This window comes from Streptomyces sp. NPDC127092 (assembly GCF_042722475.1).
GTDB lineage: Bacteria > Actinomycetota > Actinomycetes > Streptomycetales > Streptomycetaceae > Streptomyces.
The window spans coordinates 1-15,668 of record NZ_JBHXFE010000017.1 but is presented as its reverse complement, the minus strand read 5'-3'; the positions used below and the strand labels follow the sequence as shown (position 1 = coordinate 15,668).

Here is a 15,668-nt window from a genome sequence, read left to right as displayed (position 1 = left end):
CATGGCACCGCCGGGCCCGTCGGGGGAGTGGGCGTACGCCACCCGCGTCAGCCCACCCGCATCAGCCCATCCGCGTCAGCCCATCCGCCTGAGCCCATTCGCGTAAGCCCACCCCGGGCCGCCCCGGCCGCCTCCCGGCCGCCTCCACCGGGGCCGCGCTACATCGAGCGCATCCGGTCGATCTCCGCCGACTGCTGGGCGATCACGTCGTTGGCCATCTCCTCGACCAGCACGTTGTTGCCCTGGCTCAGCACGTCCGCCGCCATCGTCACGGCGCCCTCGTGATGGGCGATCATCAGCTTCAGGAACAGGGCGTCGAAGGCCTCGCCCCGGGCCGCCTTCAGCTGCGCGAGCTGGGCCTCCGTCGCCATCCCCGGCATGGTGTGGTGGTCGTGGCCGGACTGCGGGCGGGCGCCGCCGTTGTTCTTCAGCCAGCCCTCCATCGCGCCGATCTCCGGTGCCTGGGCCGCCTGGATCCGCTCCGCGAGCTTGCGGACCCTGTCGGACCGGGCGCGCTGCGGCGCGAGCGCGGTCATCGTGAGGGCCTGACGGTGATGCACGATCATCATCTGCACGTAGCCGTAGTCGGCGCTGTTGGGACGCTCGTCCGGCATCAGCCGGGCCGCCTCCTCCGGTGAGACCCGCTTCGCGGGCTCGCCCGGCCGCCCCGGAGCCACGATCCCGGGACTACCGCCCGAACCCCCGGCCTCCGGCGCGGACTTGGCCTCCTCGGAGCCGCTCTGGCAGGCGCCGAGTGCGAGCACGGCGGCGGCGGACAGCAGTACGGCGACAGCACCACGGGCGACACGGCGGTTCGGCAACGCGACCTCCACAGGCACGACGGGACGGCGGGCACGACAGGGCGACGGGCACGACGGCAGTCAGTCAGTCAAGCAGCGTCAACAACAACATCAATCACTCAAGAAACATCAATCACTCGGTCAACAGCGGCAGTTTCCTCAGGACTTCATGACTTCTCTGTTGCCATCTGTTGAGATGTCCACGCTAAGGAAGATACTGCCGGGGTCCATTCGTCGTTCGACTGCGAACGAAATCAGAGAGGACTGAGTGACTTCGTGCGTACCACGAGTACCCCGCGTGCACGGATCAGAGGCCTGGGTGTGGCGACCGCCGCGGCGGGCCTGCTGATCGGTCTGCTCGCCGCAGGACCCGCGGCCGCCACACCCGACCCGGGCGACGAGCCCCTCGGGAACAAGGTCACGGCGGAGCAGGCGGCCGACGCCCGCGCCGCCATCGCGAGCGGTGAGATACCCGGCGTGGACGAGATCGTCCACAGCGCCAACATCGAACACCTCGTCAACATCCCCAAGGACGCCCTCAAGGGCACCAACTCCGACCTCGCCTTCCAGGGCAAGTACGCCTTCGCCGGCAACTACGACGGCTTCCGGATCTTCGACATCAGCGACCCCGCGAATCCGAAGACCGTCACCCAGGTGCTCTGCCCCGGTTCCCAGAACGACGTCTCCGTCTCGGGCAACCTGCTCTTCCTCTCCACCGACTCCTCCCGCAGCGACAACTCCTGCGCGAGTACGCCGCAGCCGGCCTCGGTGAAGGAATCCTGGGAGGGCATGAAGATCTTCGACATCAGCGACGTCGCCAACCCGAAGTACGTCGCCGCCGTCGAGACCGCCTGCGGCTCGCACACCCACACCCTCGTGCCCAAGCGCAAGGACGTGTACGTCTACGTCTCCTCCTACTCGCCCAACGCCGCCTTCCCGGACTGCCAGCCCCCGCACGACGGCATCTCGGTCATCAAGGTGCCGCGGAAGGCGCCCGAGCAGGCCAGGGTCGTCGGCTTCCCGGTGCTCTTCCCGGGTGACGGCCCGGACGGCGGCGGCAACCCCGGCGGGCCCACCAACCCGGGCGTCTCCAAGACCACCGGCTGCCACGACATCACCGTGCTCCCGGGCAAGGACCTGGCCGCCGGCGCCTGCATGGGCGACGGCATCCTGTTCGACATCAAGAACCCCGAGCAGCCCCGGGTGATCGACCAGGTCCAGGACAACGTCAACTTCGCCTTCTGGCACTCCGCGACCTTCAACCAGAAGGCGGACAAGGTCGTCTTCACCGACGAGCTCGGCGGCGGCGGCGCGGCCACCTGCAACGCGACCGTCGGCCCGAACCGCGGCGCGGACGGCATCTACGACATCACCGGCAAGGGCGACCAGCGCAAGCTGGTCTTCCGCAGCTACTTCAAGATCCCGCGCCACCAGGCCGACACCGAGAACTGTGTCGCCCACAACGGCTCGCTCATCCCGGTCAAGGGCAAGGACATCATGGTCCAGGCCTGGTACCAGGGCGGCGTCTCCGTCTGGGACTTCACCGACTCCCGCCGGCCGAAGGAGATCGCGTACTTCGAGCGCGGCCCGATCTCCAGCACCACGCTCGTCGGCGGCGGCTCCTGGTCCGCCTACTACTACAACGGCCACATCTACTCGAACGACCTGGCCAAGGGCTTCGACGTGCTGAAGCTCAGCGACAAGCGCACCGACAAGGCGGAGCGGATCCGGATGGACGAGCTCAACGTCCAGACCCAGCCGGACTACTTCGACGACTTCGACGACTGACCGGAAGGAAGACCGGAAGGCAGACCCGGCGACTGACGCGGCAGACGGTCCGGCAGGACCGCGCGGCCCCGTAACGTCGCCGGCAGCACCGGCGTGCCGTCGGGCGGACCCCCGTCCGGCGGCACGCCCTGTTCCCATTCCAGCCCGTACCGCTGGAACAGCTCGGCCCGCAGCCGGGCCCGCGGCATCGCGGCGCCCGGCAGCAGCTGCGCGAACACCGCGCCCATCAGCAGCGCCCGCAGCAGCGGATAGTCCGCGTCCACGTCGGCGGAGCCGTAGCGGGCCACCGTGTCGCGCAGCAGCGCCGCGAGCCGCTGCTGCTCCGGGCACTGCACGAAGCCCTCGGCCTGCAGGATGCCCGCCATGTGGGTCCGCATGAGCACCGGCCGCTCCTCGGCGAGGCCGAGGATCGCGTCGATCGCCCGCGCGAGCCGCTCCCGGCCGTCCTCCGTGCGCGGCTCGCGCTCCAGCGCCGCCTCCAGCGTGCGGTGCATCAGCCGGTGCACCGCGGACTGGAGCAGCTGGCGTTTGCCGGGGAAGTAGTACGAGATCAGCCCGCGCGCCGAACCGGCCCGCTGGGCGATGTCCCCGAGGGTCGTGGCCTCGTAGCCGCGTTCGGAGACCAGCTCCACGGTGGCCGCCAGGATCCGCTCGCGGGAGCGCCGCCGGAGCTCTTCATTGACCGATGCGCTACGCGGGGACATCCTGGACTCCTGCGTTGACTGGCTTCCAGCCAATATACTCAGCGCGTCCTGTCGTCGCGCCCTCGTGGCCGGAGGCGGGGCCGGCCGTCTGTTCTGGGCGACGCGGGGGATCGTCCAGAACAGGCGGCTTCATGGCGTTTCTCCCATTCTGCCTCCGGTGTCCTTTCTGTCGGCCGTGGTCGTACGGGTTCCCAGCCGCCGGTACGTGAGGATCGCGACGGCCACGCAGCACCAGCCGAGCAGCCAGCCGCCCAGCACGTCCGAGGGCCAGTGGACGCCCAGGTAGACCCGCGTCCAGCCGACCCCGATCACCGACACCAGGGCCGCCCCGGCGAGCGTGCCCCAGCCCGGCCGGCTGTCGCGCCAGTGCAGGGCGAGCACCCAGAGCAGCAGCCCGCACACGACCGCCGCCGTCATGGCGTGGCCGGACGGGAAGGCCGCGTACGGCGCCGAGTCCACCGGATCGGGCCAGCTGGGCCGCTCCCGGCCCGTCAGGGCCTTCATGCCCTGCTGCAGTCCCCACGCGGTCAGCACGGTGGCCGCCACCCACAGGGCGAGCAGCCGCTCGCGGCGCCGCCAGAGCACCAGGACCGCGACGGTGACGAGTACGCGCCAGGTGACCGGGTCCCACACCCAGTCGCTCAGGATCCGGTTCAGCCGGGTCAGGCCGGGCTCGGCGACCGCGCTGCGGTGCAGCGCCTCGGCCACGTCTCTGTCGAACGACAGCAGGGGCGGCCATCCCACGGCCACCAGCACGAGCAGCAGCACGGCGAGGACCCCGGACACCACGGCGGAGATGCGCATGGGCCGATCCTGCCCGACCGCGTCCGCCGCCGTGCGTCAGGGGCCCGGTGTCCACGGCTCGCTCTCCACGGTGCCGCCGGGCGGATCAGCGCCGGACAGGCCCTAGGGGAGTGCGGTCAGCGCCGGCACGAAGGCCACCAGGACCGGGACCGCCGGGACCAGCGCCGCCGCGGCCGTCAGCCGCAGACGGCGCGCCGCGGTCAGCCGCGGGGTGGCGGTGAGCAGCCGGTTCACCCGCTGCGGAAGACCGGCGTCCGGGGCCGGTCCCGGGCCGAACACCCCACGGTCCTCGTTGAGTTCCACCAGCGCGAGCGCCACCGTCAGCCGTCCGAAACGGCGCGAGGCCACGTCGTCCGCCGCCAGCTCCACCAGCCGGTGCATCTCGCCGCGGAAGGCCGCGAAGACCGGCACGCCGGGGAACCCGCCCGCCAGCGCCGCCGAGCAGTGCAGCAGCCAGTCGTGCCGCGCCCGGGCGTGTCCCTGCTCGTGCGCGAGCACCGCGTCCAGCTGACGGCCCTTGAGACGGCGCAGTGCGGCCGTCGTGACGACCAGGCGCGGAGCGCCGCCGGGCAGCCACCACGCGTCCGGGCGCTCGCCCTCCAGGACCACCAGGCGCGAGCTGCCCGAGGGCTCCTCGCCGGGCAACAGCGGTGCCCGCACCAGGAGTTCGCCGCGACGCCGGCGGCGGCGGGCCCGTGCCCGGCCGATCTCCCGGCCCAGCATCGCCCCGCTCCACAGCCCGCCGGCCGCGAGCGCCACGGCGAGGGCGGCCGACCACGGCCCGTGCGTCCCCAGCTCGTACGCGTCGATCACCGCGCGCGGCGCGGGCGCGAAGACCTGCCCGCGCACCGCCTGCCAGGCCGCCGCCGCGCTGAACGTCATCGACAGCGCGAAGCTCAGCAGCACCGCGGCCACGACGCACTGCCAGACCCACAGCGCCACCACGGGTTCCCGTTCCACCCAGTCGGCCCGCGCCAGAAGTCGCGGGGCGACGACGGCGGTCAGGACGCCGAGCGCGAGCAGCGCGAGGGAGACCAACATGGCGTCAGCCTATGAGCGCGGTACCAGGCCGGGGTACGGCCTCGCGCTTCAAGTGACGTACGCCACGGTTTGATCGCACCGCGCGCACCCCTCAGAGCGTGAGGAGCATCGCCAGCATCGCGAGCGCCATCGACAGCCGGCACACCAGCGTCAGCTCGGGCCCGGCCGCCACGGCGTGGGTCCGGGGCGCACCGGCGCCCGCCGGGACGGCCGCCGGCACCAGCCGGGCGCCCGAACGCAGCACGTACACGCCGTAGTAGGCGAGCAGCGCACCCGTCAGCACGGGTATGCCCCCGCCGGCGGCCACGCCGCCGTGCCCCGCACCGTGTCCCCCGTGCGCGCCCGGCGCCGCGGCCATCGCCAGCGCCATGTAGACCATCGCCAGCGAGCCGACCAGATGGTGCAGATGGTGCCCGCCGTGCCGCACCGCGTACCCGAGCGCGTGCAGCGCCGCGACCCCGAACACCCCCGCGTACAGCGCCCAGCTCCAGCCCGGCGGGCTGAGCACCGCGGCGGGCAGCGCCATCGCGGCCATCCCGAAGCCCATCACGGCCTCGCCGCCGGCCGTCCGGCGCTCCGCACCGGTGCTGCCGCGCATGCGCAGCAGGCAGTACGCCCCGCTCGCCGCGCACAGCACGACCAGCAACCACCCGGACAGAGCCTGCCCGTGCACGCCGCACACCCCCCTCCTCGCGGTCCCGACCCGGAGGGCATGCCCGCCCGCCCGCGCACCCACGCCCACGTCAGGGCGCGCACGGGTGTACGAGGGGGGAGTGCGGGGAGCGCGCGTTAGGCTCGTGGACGATCGCGTCCGCCGATCACCAGCGCCCGAGGGGAGACCGCACACCATGGACACCGCCGCGCCCCGGACCACCGGCCCGATCACGTACCGGGAGGCCTCACTGGACGACGTCCCGGTGCTCGTCCCGCTCGTCGAGTCCGCCTACCGGGGCGACTCCAGCAGGGGCGGCTGGACCACCGAGGCGGACCTCCTCGAAGGGCAGCGCACGGACGCCGAGGGCGTCGCCGCGGTCATCACCACGCCGGGCAGCCGGCTGATGGTGGTCGAGCGGGACGGCGAGATCATCGCCTGCTGCCAGCTGGAACACCGGGGTGACGCGGCCTACTTCGGCATGTTCGCGGTCCGCCCCGAGCTCCAGGGCGCCGGTCTCGGCAGGCAGATCATCGCCGAGGCCGAGCGCCGGGTCCGGGAGCTGTGGGACGTGCGCGAGATGCACATGACGGTGATCTCGGTGCGCGCCGAGCTGATCGCCTGGTACGAGCGCCGCGGCTACCGCCGTACGGGCCGGATGACTCCCTTCCCGTACGGCGACGAGCGCTTCGGCGTGCCGCAGCGCGACGACCTGGAGTTCGAGCTCCTGGTGAAGGAACTCGTCTGACGGGGACCCCCGCCTGACCGGCGGCGGCCGGCCGCCGCAGGCTCAGGCCGTGAAGCGGCCCGTGCGGCGGATCTCCGGGCGGTCGGTGGTCGCCCCGTCGAGGCCGAGGGCGCGTGCGAGCCGCAGGTCGTCCTGGGTGTTCACCACCCAGCCGACGACCTTGAGGCCGGCCGCGTGCGCCCGCTCGACGGTGTGCAGCGTGAGGTGCCGTACGTTCAGGACGAGCGCCCCCGCGCCCACCGCGAGGGCGCGCTCCACCACGTCGTCCTGCCGCCGGTCCGCGACCAGCGCGGTGCGCACGCCCGGCACGAGGCCACGGATCTCGGCGAGGGCCTCGTCGTGGAAGGACAGCACCTCGACGCGCCCGGTCAGGTCGCGGTCGTTGAGCACCGCGGCGAGCGCGCGGGCCGCGGCGACGTCCTTGATCTCCGCCTGGAGCGGCGCCCGTACCGCGTCCAGGACCTCCTCGAAGACGGGCACGCGCTCCCCGTCGCCCGCGTCGAGCTCCCTCAGTTCCGCGAGCGTCTTGCCCGAGACCGGCCCGGTGCCGTCCGTGGTGCGGTCGACGTCGGCGTCGTGCATGACGACGAGCGCCCCGTCCTTGCTGAGGTGGAGGTCGAGTTCGATGGCGTCCATGCCGGCCCGCTCGGCGTGGACGAAGGAGCGCAGGGTGTTCTCGGGCGCGACGCCCATGACCCCGCGGTGACCGATGGTGAGGAAACTCAAGATCTTCTCGCTTCCGTCGAAGTCCGGCCCCTGCCGTGCCGGGCGCCGGTCGGCTCCTGGCGCAGCCTAACCGCTGGGGACGAAACGGGAAGCGGGCGCGCGGAACCCCGCATTTCTCGGTCCTCCACGGGACCCGACAGGAAAATTCACGGTGACACCCGGGGTCACACAGGAGAATTTCCCCCTCCCCTCTTGTGGGAGAGATCAGGACGTGGATAACGTGTCCTGACGCAAGGTTCTCCTGTGGAGGAAGAGGAATGACGGAAATTCTTGTGCAGGACGTGACCGGTGGGGGGATAGCCGCCGACACCCCGGTGATCGACCACCCCTCGTGGACCGAGCTCAAGAATGCCGTGGAGGAGCTCCGCCCCTGGCAGAGCGCGGACGGCTCGATCGACTTCACGGCCGAGGGCGCCCCTGCCCGCGCCCACGCCGAGCAGACCGTCGAGCGCATCGTCGCCGCGGTCGAGCAGATCTCCCCGCTGCTCCCGCACGACGCGGACTACCACCGCGCGCTCGTCGCCGACCTGCGCAAGTGGGCCGTGGGCGGCTTCGAGGTCCCGGACTTCCTCGACGCGCTGATGGCCTTCCACCCGGCGGCCGACCGCCGTGACGGGCTCCAGCACCTCGTGGTCTTCCCGATGTACACCCAGAACGGCAACCCGGACCGCAACCTCGAGGCGGTCGTGCTGCGCATGGTGTGGCCGGAGTGGCTGTCCGAGCTGGAGGCCACGCGCTACGACAACCCGCTGTTCTGCGGCATCACCTTCGAGGACTTCACGGCCGGCTACGACACCCACTCGGCCGTCCTCTTCCCGGAGACCATCGCCGTCCGCGAGGCCCCCGAGCGCTTCACCTGGGGCGGCATCTTCTGCGACCGCGAGGCCGCGCGCTTCCGCAAGGTCACCGAGGCCGCCGTCGACATCCTGGGCATGGAGCTGCCCGAGGACATCGCCGCCATGGTCGAGGACCAGGAGCGCTGCGAGAAGGCCTTCGTCCTGTGGGACATGGTCCACGACCGCACCCACAGCCACGGCGACCTGCCCTTCGACCCCTTCATGATCAAGCAGCGCCAGCCGTTCTGGATGTACGGCCTGGAGGAGCTGCGCTGCGACCTCACCGCCTTCAAGGAGGCCGTGAAGCTGGAGGCCGAGGGCAACGAGCACGGCCGTGACGTGCAGTACGCGGTGCTCTTCGACCGCATGTTCCGCTTCCCCGTCTCCGGCGACCGCAACCGCAACTACGACGGTCTCGGCGGCCAGCTGCTCTTCGCGTACCTCCACAAGCACGACGTGGTGCGCTGGACCGACAACAAGCTGAAGATCGACTGGCAGCGGGCCCCCGAGGTCACCAACCAGCTCTGCGGCGAGATCGAGCAGCTGTACCGCGACGGCATCGACCGTCCCAAGCTCGTCCACTGGTTCAAGGCGTACGAGCTGGTCTCCACCTACCTCGCCCCGCACCCCGGCTCCACCTGGGCCAAGGGTCCCGACGCCCTGGACCTCACGCTCCCGCCGCGCAAGCTCGTGGACGACGTGCTTCCGGACGAGTTTCCGCTCAGCATGTTCTATGAGGCCCTTGCCAAGAAGCTCAAGGGCGTGATCGCCTCCACCAAGGGCATCACCCCCGCGACCGCCGCCCGTACCGAGCGGGCCGCCGCGTGACCGACACGGCAAAGGCAACCGGCGACGCCGCGCCGGACGGGGCGGCACAGGCGAGCGAGCAGGAGGCGACGACCATGATCGGTAACGGCGGAACGCTGGACGGAGCCGTCATCGCGGTCGCGGGCGCGGCCGGCCCGGCCGGCCGGGCGGCCCTGCTCCGCCTCGCCGAGGCGGGGGCGACCGTCGTCGCCTCCGACGCCGACCCGGCGCGGCTCGCCGAGGCGGTCGACGCCGCCCGGTACGCGCACGGCGGCTCCACGGTCACCGGCGACACCGTCGACCTCCTCGACCTCGCCGCCACCCGCGAGTGGGCGGACAAGACCGAGAAGGAGTTCGGCCGGATCGACGGCCTGGTCCACCTCGTCGGCGGCTGGCGCGGTGCGCCCTCCTTCGCCGAGGCCGACCTCAAGGACTGGGACTTCCTGGAGAAGCTCCTGGTCCGTACGGTCCAGCACACCTCCCTCGCCTTCCACGACGCCCTGCTGCGCAGCGGCGGCCGCGGCCGCTACGCCCTGGTCAGCCAGGTCGGCGCGCACAAGCCGGTGGCCAACAACGCCGCGTACAACGCCGGCAAGGCCGCCGCCGAGGCCTGGACCCTCGCCATGGCGGACTCCTTCCGCAAGGCGGGGGGCGACGAGGGCCCGCAGGCGGCGGCTGCGATCCTGGTGATCAAGGCACTGGTGCACGACGCGATGCGCGCGGAGCGCCCCAGTGCGAAGTTCGCGGGCTTCACCGACGTCAAGGACCTGGCCGACGCCATCGCCGGACTCTGGGACCGGCCCGCACAGGAAGTGAATGGACAGCGCCTGTGGCTGACCCCCAAGCCCTGACCGCGGCCCTGGGCTCCAGGACCGACGCCCGTCGTCACCACGACCCGTCGGTCCGCGGCTTCGCCAGCGACAACTACGCCGGAGCCCACCCGGAGGTCCTCGCGGCCATCGCCCTCGCCAACGGCGGCCACCAGGTCGCCTACGGCGAGGACCAGTACACCGACCACCTGCAGCGCATCATGCACAGCCACTTCGGCCCCACGGCCGAGGCGTTCCCGGTCTTCAACGGGACCGGGGCCAACGTGACCGCGCTCCAGGCCCTCACCGACCGCTGGGGCGCGGTGATCTGCGCCGAGAGCGCGCACATCAACGTGGACGAGGGCGGCGCGCCCGAGCGGATGGGCGGTCTCAAGCTGCTCACCGTGCCGACCCCGGACGGCAAGCTCACCCCCGAGCTGATCGACCGGCAGGCCTGGGGCTGGGAGGACGAGCACCGGGCGATGCCCCAGGTCGTCTCGATCACCCAGAACACCGAGCTCGGCACCGTCTACACGGTGGAGGAGATCCGGGCCATCGTGGAGCACGCCCACTCCAAGGGCATGAAGGTGCACCTCGACGGCGCCCGCATAGCCAACGCGGCCGCCTCGCTCGACGTACCGATGCGGGCGTTCACCAACGCGGTGGGCGTGGACGTCATCTCGTACGGCGGGACGAAGAACGGCATGCTCTTCGGCGAGGCCGTGGTCGTCCTCAACCCGGACGCGGTCAGCCACATGAAGCACCTGCGCAAGCTGTCCATGCAGCTGGCCTCGAAGATGCGCTTCGTGTCGGTCCAGCTGGAGGCGCTGCTCGCCAAGGACCTCTGGCTGCGCAACGCCCGGCACGCCAACGCGATGGCCCGGCGGCTCGCCGAGGGCGTGCGCGGCGTGGACGGGGTGGAGATCCTCTACCCGGTCCAGGCGAACGCGGTCTTCGCGCGGCTCCCGCACGAGGTCAGCAGGCGGCTCCAGGAACGCTTCCGCTTCTACTTCTGGGACGAGGCGGCCGGCGACGTGCGCTGGATGTGCTCCTTCGACACCACGGAGGACGACGTGGACGCCTTCCTCCAGGCGCTGAAGGAAGAGATGGCGCGATAGCCCCTGTGCTTGCATAGCTATGCGGCCGGACGGAAATGCATTGACTCCGTCCGGCCGCATTCCTATGCTCGCCGCCCATGGAACTCATCCAGCAGAACCCTGACATCTCCGCGTACCTGACCGCCGATGAGGCCGTCGATCACGGTCATCCCGTGGTACGCGAGATCTCCGACCGGCTCTGGGCGGAACATCCGGATGCATACTCATACGCCAAGGCGGCCTTCGAGTTCGTCCGCGACGCCATTCCGCACTCCCACGACTCCGGGGACCCGCGGGTCACCTGGCGCGCCTCGGACGTCCTGGAGCAGGGCACCGGCATCTGTTACGCCAAGTCCCATGCGTACGCCGCGCTTCTGCGGGCCCGGGGCATCCCGGCCGCCCTCTGCTACCAGCGGCTCGCGGACGACGACGGCTCGAACCCGGTGATCCACGGCCTCGTCGCCCTGAAGCTGCCGGGAGAGGAGGAGTGGGCGCGGCAGGATCCGCGGGGCAACGTGCCTCCCGGCGTCGACGCCCGGTTCTCCCTGAAGGAGGAGCGGCTGGCGTGGGCCGTCCGGCCCGAGGCGGGCGAGGTGGACTACCCGGTGCTCCACGCCGAGCCCCACCCGGTCGTCCTCGCCGTGCTGCGGGCCGCGCCGGACCGGCCGTACCTCTGGCGGACGCTCCCCACGGAACTGTGAGCCGGACTCCCGCTACGGAGCCGTGAGCCCCCGGAGAACTACTTCTCCCCGGCCTTGAGCTCCTCCGGCGTCGGCGCCGTGCCCCCGAGGTGCGCGGGCACCCACCAGGTGTCGCTCGCGTCCTTCGGGCGTACGGGATAGGCCCGCTGCGCCGCCTCCAGGAGCTCCTGGACCCGCTCCCGCAGCCGCCGGGTGATCGCGCCCGCGTACTGGTCGGACGGCGCCTCGATCGGCTCGCCGACCCGGATCGTCACGGGGATGTGGCTGCGCTTGAAGTTGCGCGGCCGGCCCTTGGTCCAGATCCGCTGGGTGCCCCACAGGGCCATCGGGATCAGCGGCACCCCGGCCTCCTGCGCGAGCCGCGCGGCACCCGACTTGAAGCTCTTGAGCGTGAACGACTGCGAGATGGTCGCCTCGGGGAAGACGCCGACGATCTCTCCCGAGCGCAGCGCCTTCAGGGCGTGCGCGTAGGCCTGCTCGCCCTGGGCGCGGTCCACCGGGATGTGCTTCATGGCGCGCATCAGCGGTCCGGACACCTTGTGTCGGAAGACGGACTCCTTCGCCATGAAGCGCACCAGGCGCTTCTGCGGGAGTGCCGCCAGGCCGGTGAAGATGAAGTCCAGATAGCTGATGTGGTTGCTGACGATCACCGCCCCGCCCTGCCGCGGGATGTTCTCCGAACCCTGAGTGTCGATCTTCAGGTCCAGCGCCTTGAACATGGTGAGGGCGGCGCCGATGACCGGCCGATAGACGAGTTCTGCCATCTGGGAGGAACCCCTTACGTCAGTGCCTGAGGAGGGTTCTCCCGGCGAAGTTACGCGGCCGTAGGTTTTCGGCTTTTTGCAGATCGTGCCCCATGTGCGGGCTCGTGACCAGTCCTGGCGGCTTCGTACAGGGAGATTCTCGTCACTCCCGGTGGCCGTGGCGGGAATCGAACGGCGCCGTGCGACGCTGCACAGGGTGCGGCAGGCTGCCGCCACGACTGGAGGAGAAGCGGAGATGACCGAGGTCCTGGGCGCCGCCCAGCTGGGCGCCGAGCTGGGGGAGCGGGCCACCCTGGTCCAGTTCTCCACCGCCTTCTGCCAGCCGTGCAGGGCCACCCGCCGAACCCTCGCCGAGGTCGCCGCCATGGTCGAGGGCGTCGGGCACGTCGAGATCGACGCCGAGGAGCGCCTGGATCTCGTACGGGCACTGGGCGTCGTGCGTACGCCCACGGTGCTCGTCCTGGACCGCACCGGCCGCGTGGTGCGCAGGGCCGCCGGGCAGCCCCGCAAGGCCGACATCATCGCGGCCCTCGGACGGGCGGTCTGATCCGGTGCCGGGCACGGTCCCTGACGCGGTGACACATCTCCCACATCGCGGTACGCACTTGACTGCACACGTCAACGATCGTCAGTCTGGCGGAATGGTGCCGGAACTCCTTCTCTACGGCCGGGCCCACGTGGACCTGGCCCGCAACGCGAGCGCGCGCTGTCCGGGTGTCTGACGAACCCGCGACCCCTCTCACGCCGCCCTCGCAGAAGGACGACCCCATGACCGTCTCGCCCGAGCTCCGTACGCTCCCGACGATTCCCCCGGCCCCCTCGTTCCCCGGCGTTCCCGCCGCCCCGACCGCGGGCGCGCCCCGGCCCGGCTCTCCCGACCTGCTCCGCTCGGTCTTCCGGCAGCACGCCGCCGGCGTCGCGGTCATCACCGCGCACGGTGACCGGCCGGTCGGCTTCACCGCCACCTCGCTGAACTCGGTCGCCGCCGAGCCCCCGCTGATCTCCTTCGGCGTGGGCACGGGCTCCTCCAGCTGGCCGGTGGTCGCCGAGGCCGAGCACAGCGGCTTCCACATACGCGACAAGAGCAAGGAGAAGCGTGCCGCCACCTTCGCGCGCAGCGGCGCCGACCGTTTCGCCGCGCCCACCCGCTGGAGCCGCGGGCCCGAGGGCGTCCCGGTCCTCGACGGCGTGCTCGCCTGGCTGGTGTGCCGGGTGGTGGCCCGCGTCCCGGCCGGCGACCACCGGATCGTCATCGCCGAGGCCGTCGCCGGCGACCCGGACGGCGTGGGCCGGCCGCTCCTCTACCACCAGGGGCGCTTCAACGCGCTGCGCGACTGAGAGTTCCCGTACCAGCCCTCGCCGGTGCGTTGTCAAGGTCACACGGCTGAGCGCTTGCTCAGTCGTAACGAACTGGGTGTACTGACGAGTAATATTCCGGTCGGGGCATGTGGCGCCCCGATCGGAAACCCGCCCTTCAGGCGCCTATGCTGCGAGCAACAAGGCAGCCCAGTTATGACGATGCAGTAGGAGAGCCGGCGTGAGCTTGAGGATCGTTGTCTGTGTGAAGTACGTGCCGGACGCCACGGGCGACCGGAAGTTCGCGGACGACCTGACGGTCGACCGCGACGACGTCGACGGCCTCCTTTCGGAGCTCGACGAGTACGCGGTCGAGCAGGCCCTGCAGATCGCCGAGGAGGCCGACGACGCCGAGGTCACCGTCCTCACCGTCGGCCCCGAGGACGCCAAGGACGCCCTGCGCAAGGCGCTGTCCATGGGCGCCGACAAGGCCGTCCACGTCGAGGACGACGACCTGCACGGCACCGACGTCATGGGCACCTCGCTGGTGCTCGCCAAGGCCATCGAGAAGACCGGCTACGACGTCGTCATCGCGGGCATGGCGTCCACCGACGGCACCATGGGTGTCCTCCCGGCGATCCTGGCCGAGCGCCTGGGCGTCCCGCAGGTCACGCTGCTCTCCGAGGTCAAGATCGAGGACGGCGTCGTGAAGGGCCGCCGCGACGGCGACACCGCCTCCGAGCAGCTGGAGGCCTCCCTCCCGGCCGTCGTCTCGGTGACGGACCAGTCGGGCGAGGCCCGCTACCCGTCCTTCAAGGGCATCATGGCCGCCAAGAAGAAGCCGGTGGAGTCCCTGGACCTGTCCGACCTCGACATCGAGGCCGAGGAGGTCGGCCTGGAGGGCTCCTGGACCAAGGTCGACTCGGCCGCCGAGCGTCCGGCGCGCACCAAGGGCACGATCGTCACGGACGAGGGCGACGGCGGCAAGCAGCTGGCCGAGTTCCTCGCGAGCCAGAAGTTCATCTAAGGCTCGCGCGAGCCTCCCAGACCCGCCCCTCTTCGTTCGCAGGAGACTGAAGTCCCATGGCTGAGATTCTCGTCTACGTCGACCACGTCGACGGAGCCGTCCGCAAGCCCACCCTGGAGCTGCTGACCCTGGCCCGCCGCCTCGGCGAGCCGGTCGCCGTCGCGCTCGGCACGGGTGCCGCCGACACCGCCGCCACGCTGGCCGAGCACGGTGCCGTCAAGGTCCTCACCGCCGACGCCGCCGACTTCGCCGACTACCTGGTCGTCCCGAAGGTCGACGCGCTCCAGGCCGCGTACGAGGCTGTGTCCCCGGCCGCCGTGCTCGTCCCGTCCTCCGCCGAGGGCAAGGAGATCGCCGCCCGCCTCGCCGTCCGCATCGGCTCCGGCATCATCACCGACGCCGTCGACCTCGAGGCCGGCGACGAGGGCCCGGTCGCGACGCAGTCCGCGTTCGCCGCCTCGTACACCACCAAGTCCCGTGTCACCAAGGGCACTCCGGTCATCACGGTCAAGCCGAACTCGGCCCCCGTGGAGCCCGCCCCCGCCGCCGGCGCCGTCGAGGCGCTCGCCGTCTCCTTCTCGGAGAAGGCGCACGGCACCAAGGTCGTCGCCCGCACCCCGCGCGAGTCGACCGGCCGCCCGGAGCTGACCGAGGCCGCGATCGTGGTCTCCGGCGGCCGTGGCGTCAACGGTGCCGAGAACTTCGGCATCATCGAGGCGCTCGCCGACTCGCTCGGTGCCGCCGTCGGCGCCTCCCGCGCCGCCGTCGACGCCGGCTGGTACCCGCACTCCAACCAGGTCGGCCAGACCGGCAAGTCGGTCTCGCCGCAGCTGTACATCGCCTCCGGCATCTCCGGTGCGATCCAGCACCGCGCGGGTATGCAGACCTCGAAGACCATCGTGGCCATCAACAAGGACGCCGAGGCCCCGATCTTCGACCTGGTCGACTACGGCGTCGTGGGCGACCTGTTCGACGTCGTGCCGCAGCTGACCGCGGAGATCACGTCCCGCAAGGGCTGACCTGCGAGTTCTTCATCGGTCCGGGGGCCGCGTGGTGACTTTCACCGCG

At 71.4% G+C, this 15,668-nt stretch carries 17 protein-coding genes; 10 read left to right on the top strand and 7 right to left on the bottom strand.

Annotation, left to right across the window (positions count from 1 at the left end; all coding sequences use genetic code 11):
• Window positions 1-158: 158 nt before the first annotated feature.
• Window positions 159-821: a DUF305 domain-containing protein gene (locus ACFWJO_RS16345; protein WP_386865556.1), complete on the bottom strand. Its 663-nt coding sequence runs from the start codon at window positions 819-821 to the stop codon at window positions 159-161.
• Between the two features lie 255 nt (window positions 822-1,076).
• Between ACFWJO_RS16345 and ACFWJO_RS16340 the strand changes: the two genes are divergently transcribed.
• Complete coding sequence (locus ACFWJO_RS16340; RefSeq protein ID WP_386865555.1) at window positions 1,077-2,588, top strand: LVIVD repeat-containing protein; 1,512 nt, start codon at window positions 1,077-1,079, stop codon at window positions 2,586-2,588.
• On the opposite strand, the gene ACFWJO_RS16335 is transcribed toward ACFWJO_RS16340, so the two are convergent.
• The 4 genes from ACFWJO_RS16335 to ACFWJO_RS16320 all read right to left on the bottom strand — a co-directional run bounded on the left by ACFWJO_RS16335 (window position 2,564) and on the right by ACFWJO_RS16320 (window position 5,810).
• Complete coding sequence (locus ACFWJO_RS16335) at window positions 2,564-3,292, bottom strand: TetR/AcrR family transcriptional regulator (RefSeq protein WP_386865554.1); 729 nt, start codon at window positions 3,290-3,292, stop codon at window positions 2,564-2,566. The two genes, ACFWJO_RS16340 and ACFWJO_RS16335, sit on opposite strands and share 25 nt — an antisense overlap.
• A 129-nt stretch (window positions 3,293-3,421) precedes the next feature.
• Window positions 3,422-4,096, bottom strand: coding sequence for a phosphatase PAP2 family protein (locus tag ACFWJO_RS16330; protein ID WP_386865552.1), 675 nt, complete (start codon window positions 4,094-4,096; stop codon window positions 3,422-3,424).
• A 102-nt stretch (window positions 4,097-4,198) separates the two neighbouring features.
• Window positions 4,199-5,137, bottom strand: a complete 939-nt coding sequence (locus tag ACFWJO_RS16325; protein ID WP_386865550.1) for a M56 family metallopeptidase — start codon at window positions 5,135-5,137, stop codon at window positions 4,199-4,201.
• Window positions 5,138-5,228: 91 nt separating this feature from the next.
• Window positions 5,229-5,810 carry a DUF5134 domain-containing protein gene (locus ACFWJO_RS16320; RefSeq protein WP_386865548.1) on the bottom strand — a complete coding sequence of 194 codons (582 nt, stop codon included), beginning with the start codon at window positions 5,808-5,810 and terminating at the stop codon, window positions 5,229-5,231.
• A 175-nt stretch (window positions 5,811-5,985) separates the two neighbouring features.
• Between ACFWJO_RS16320 and ACFWJO_RS16315 the strand changes: the two genes are divergently transcribed.
• A complete protein-coding gene (locus ACFWJO_RS16315; RefSeq protein WP_386865546.1) occupies window positions 5,986-6,537 on the top strand; it encodes a GNAT family N-acetyltransferase in 552 nt (183 codons plus the stop codon).
• Window positions 6,538-6,579: 42 nt separating this feature from the next.
• Here the strand turns inward: ACFWJO_RS16315 and ACFWJO_RS16310 are convergent, their stop codons facing one another.
• On the bottom strand, window positions 6,580-7,263 hold the full coding sequence (locus ACFWJO_RS16310) for a glycerophosphodiester phosphodiesterase (protein WP_386865544.1): 684 nt from the start codon (window positions 7,261-7,263) through the stop codon (window positions 6,580-6,582).
• Between the two features lie 257 nt (window positions 7,264-7,520).
• On the opposite strand from ACFWJO_RS16310, the gene ACFWJO_RS16305 reads away from it, so the two are divergent.
• The 4 genes from ACFWJO_RS16305 (at window position 7,521) to ACFWJO_RS16290 (ending at window position 11,513) form a co-directional block, all read left to right on the top strand.
• Window positions 7,521-8,927, top strand: coding sequence for a DUF6421 family protein (locus ACFWJO_RS16305; RefSeq protein WP_386865542.1), 1,407 nt, complete (start codon window positions 7,521-7,523; stop codon window positions 8,925-8,927).
• 74 nt (window positions 8,928-9,001) lie between these two features.
• Window positions 9,002-9,757: an SDR family NAD(P)-dependent oxidoreductase gene (locus ACFWJO_RS16300; protein ID WP_386865748.1), complete on the top strand. Its 756-nt coding sequence runs from the start codon at window positions 9,002-9,004 to the stop codon at window positions 9,755-9,757.
• Complete coding sequence (locus ACFWJO_RS16295; RefSeq protein WP_386865746.1) at window positions 9,754-10,833, top strand: threonine aldolase family protein; 1,080 nt, start codon at window positions 9,754-9,756, stop codon at window positions 10,831-10,833. Before ACFWJO_RS16300 ends, ACFWJO_RS16295 begins: the two co-directional genes overlap by 4 nt.
• Before the next feature lie 77 nt (window positions 10,834-10,910).
• Complete coding sequence (locus ACFWJO_RS16290) at window positions 10,911-11,513, top strand: transglutaminase family protein (protein ID WP_386865541.1); 603 nt, start codon at window positions 10,911-10,913, stop codon at window positions 11,511-11,513.
• Between the two features lie 38 nt (window positions 11,514-11,551).
• Here ACFWJO_RS16290 and ACFWJO_RS16285 read toward each other — a convergent pair whose 3' ends face one another.
• Window positions 11,552-12,277: a lysophospholipid acyltransferase family protein gene (locus tag ACFWJO_RS16285; protein WP_386865539.1), complete on the bottom strand. Its 726-nt coding sequence runs from the start codon at window positions 12,275-12,277 to the stop codon at window positions 11,552-11,554.
• A gap of 235 nt (window positions 12,278-12,512) precedes the next feature.
• On the opposite strand from ACFWJO_RS16285, the gene ACFWJO_RS16280 reads away from it, so the two are divergent.
• The 4 genes from ACFWJO_RS16280 (at window position 12,513) to ACFWJO_RS16265 (ending at window position 15,619) form a co-directional block, all read left to right on the top strand.
• Entirely contained in the window at window positions 12,513-12,824 is a 312-nt protein-coding gene (locus ACFWJO_RS16280) for a TlpA family protein disulfide reductase (RefSeq protein ID WP_386865537.1), read from the top strand.
• Window positions 12,825-13,045: 221 nt separating this feature from the next.
• Window positions 13,046-13,615, top strand: a complete 570-nt coding sequence (locus tag ACFWJO_RS16275; protein WP_386865535.1) for a flavin reductase family protein — start codon at window positions 13,046-13,048, stop codon at window positions 13,613-13,615.
• A gap of 199 nt (window positions 13,616-13,814) precedes the next feature.
• Window positions 13,815-14,600, top strand: coding sequence for an electron transfer flavoprotein subunit beta/FixA family protein (locus ACFWJO_RS16270; RefSeq protein WP_384409688.1), 786 nt, complete (start codon window positions 13,815-13,817; stop codon window positions 14,598-14,600).
• Between the two features lie 56 nt (window positions 14,601-14,656).
• The gene (locus tag ACFWJO_RS16265; RefSeq protein ID WP_386865534.1) at window positions 14,657-15,619 is read left to right on the top strand and encodes an electron transfer flavoprotein subunit alpha/FixB family protein; all 963 of its coding nucleotides are present in this window, start codon (window positions 14,657-14,659) and stop codon (window positions 15,617-15,619) included.
• Window positions 15,620-15,668 lie beyond the last annotated feature (49 nt).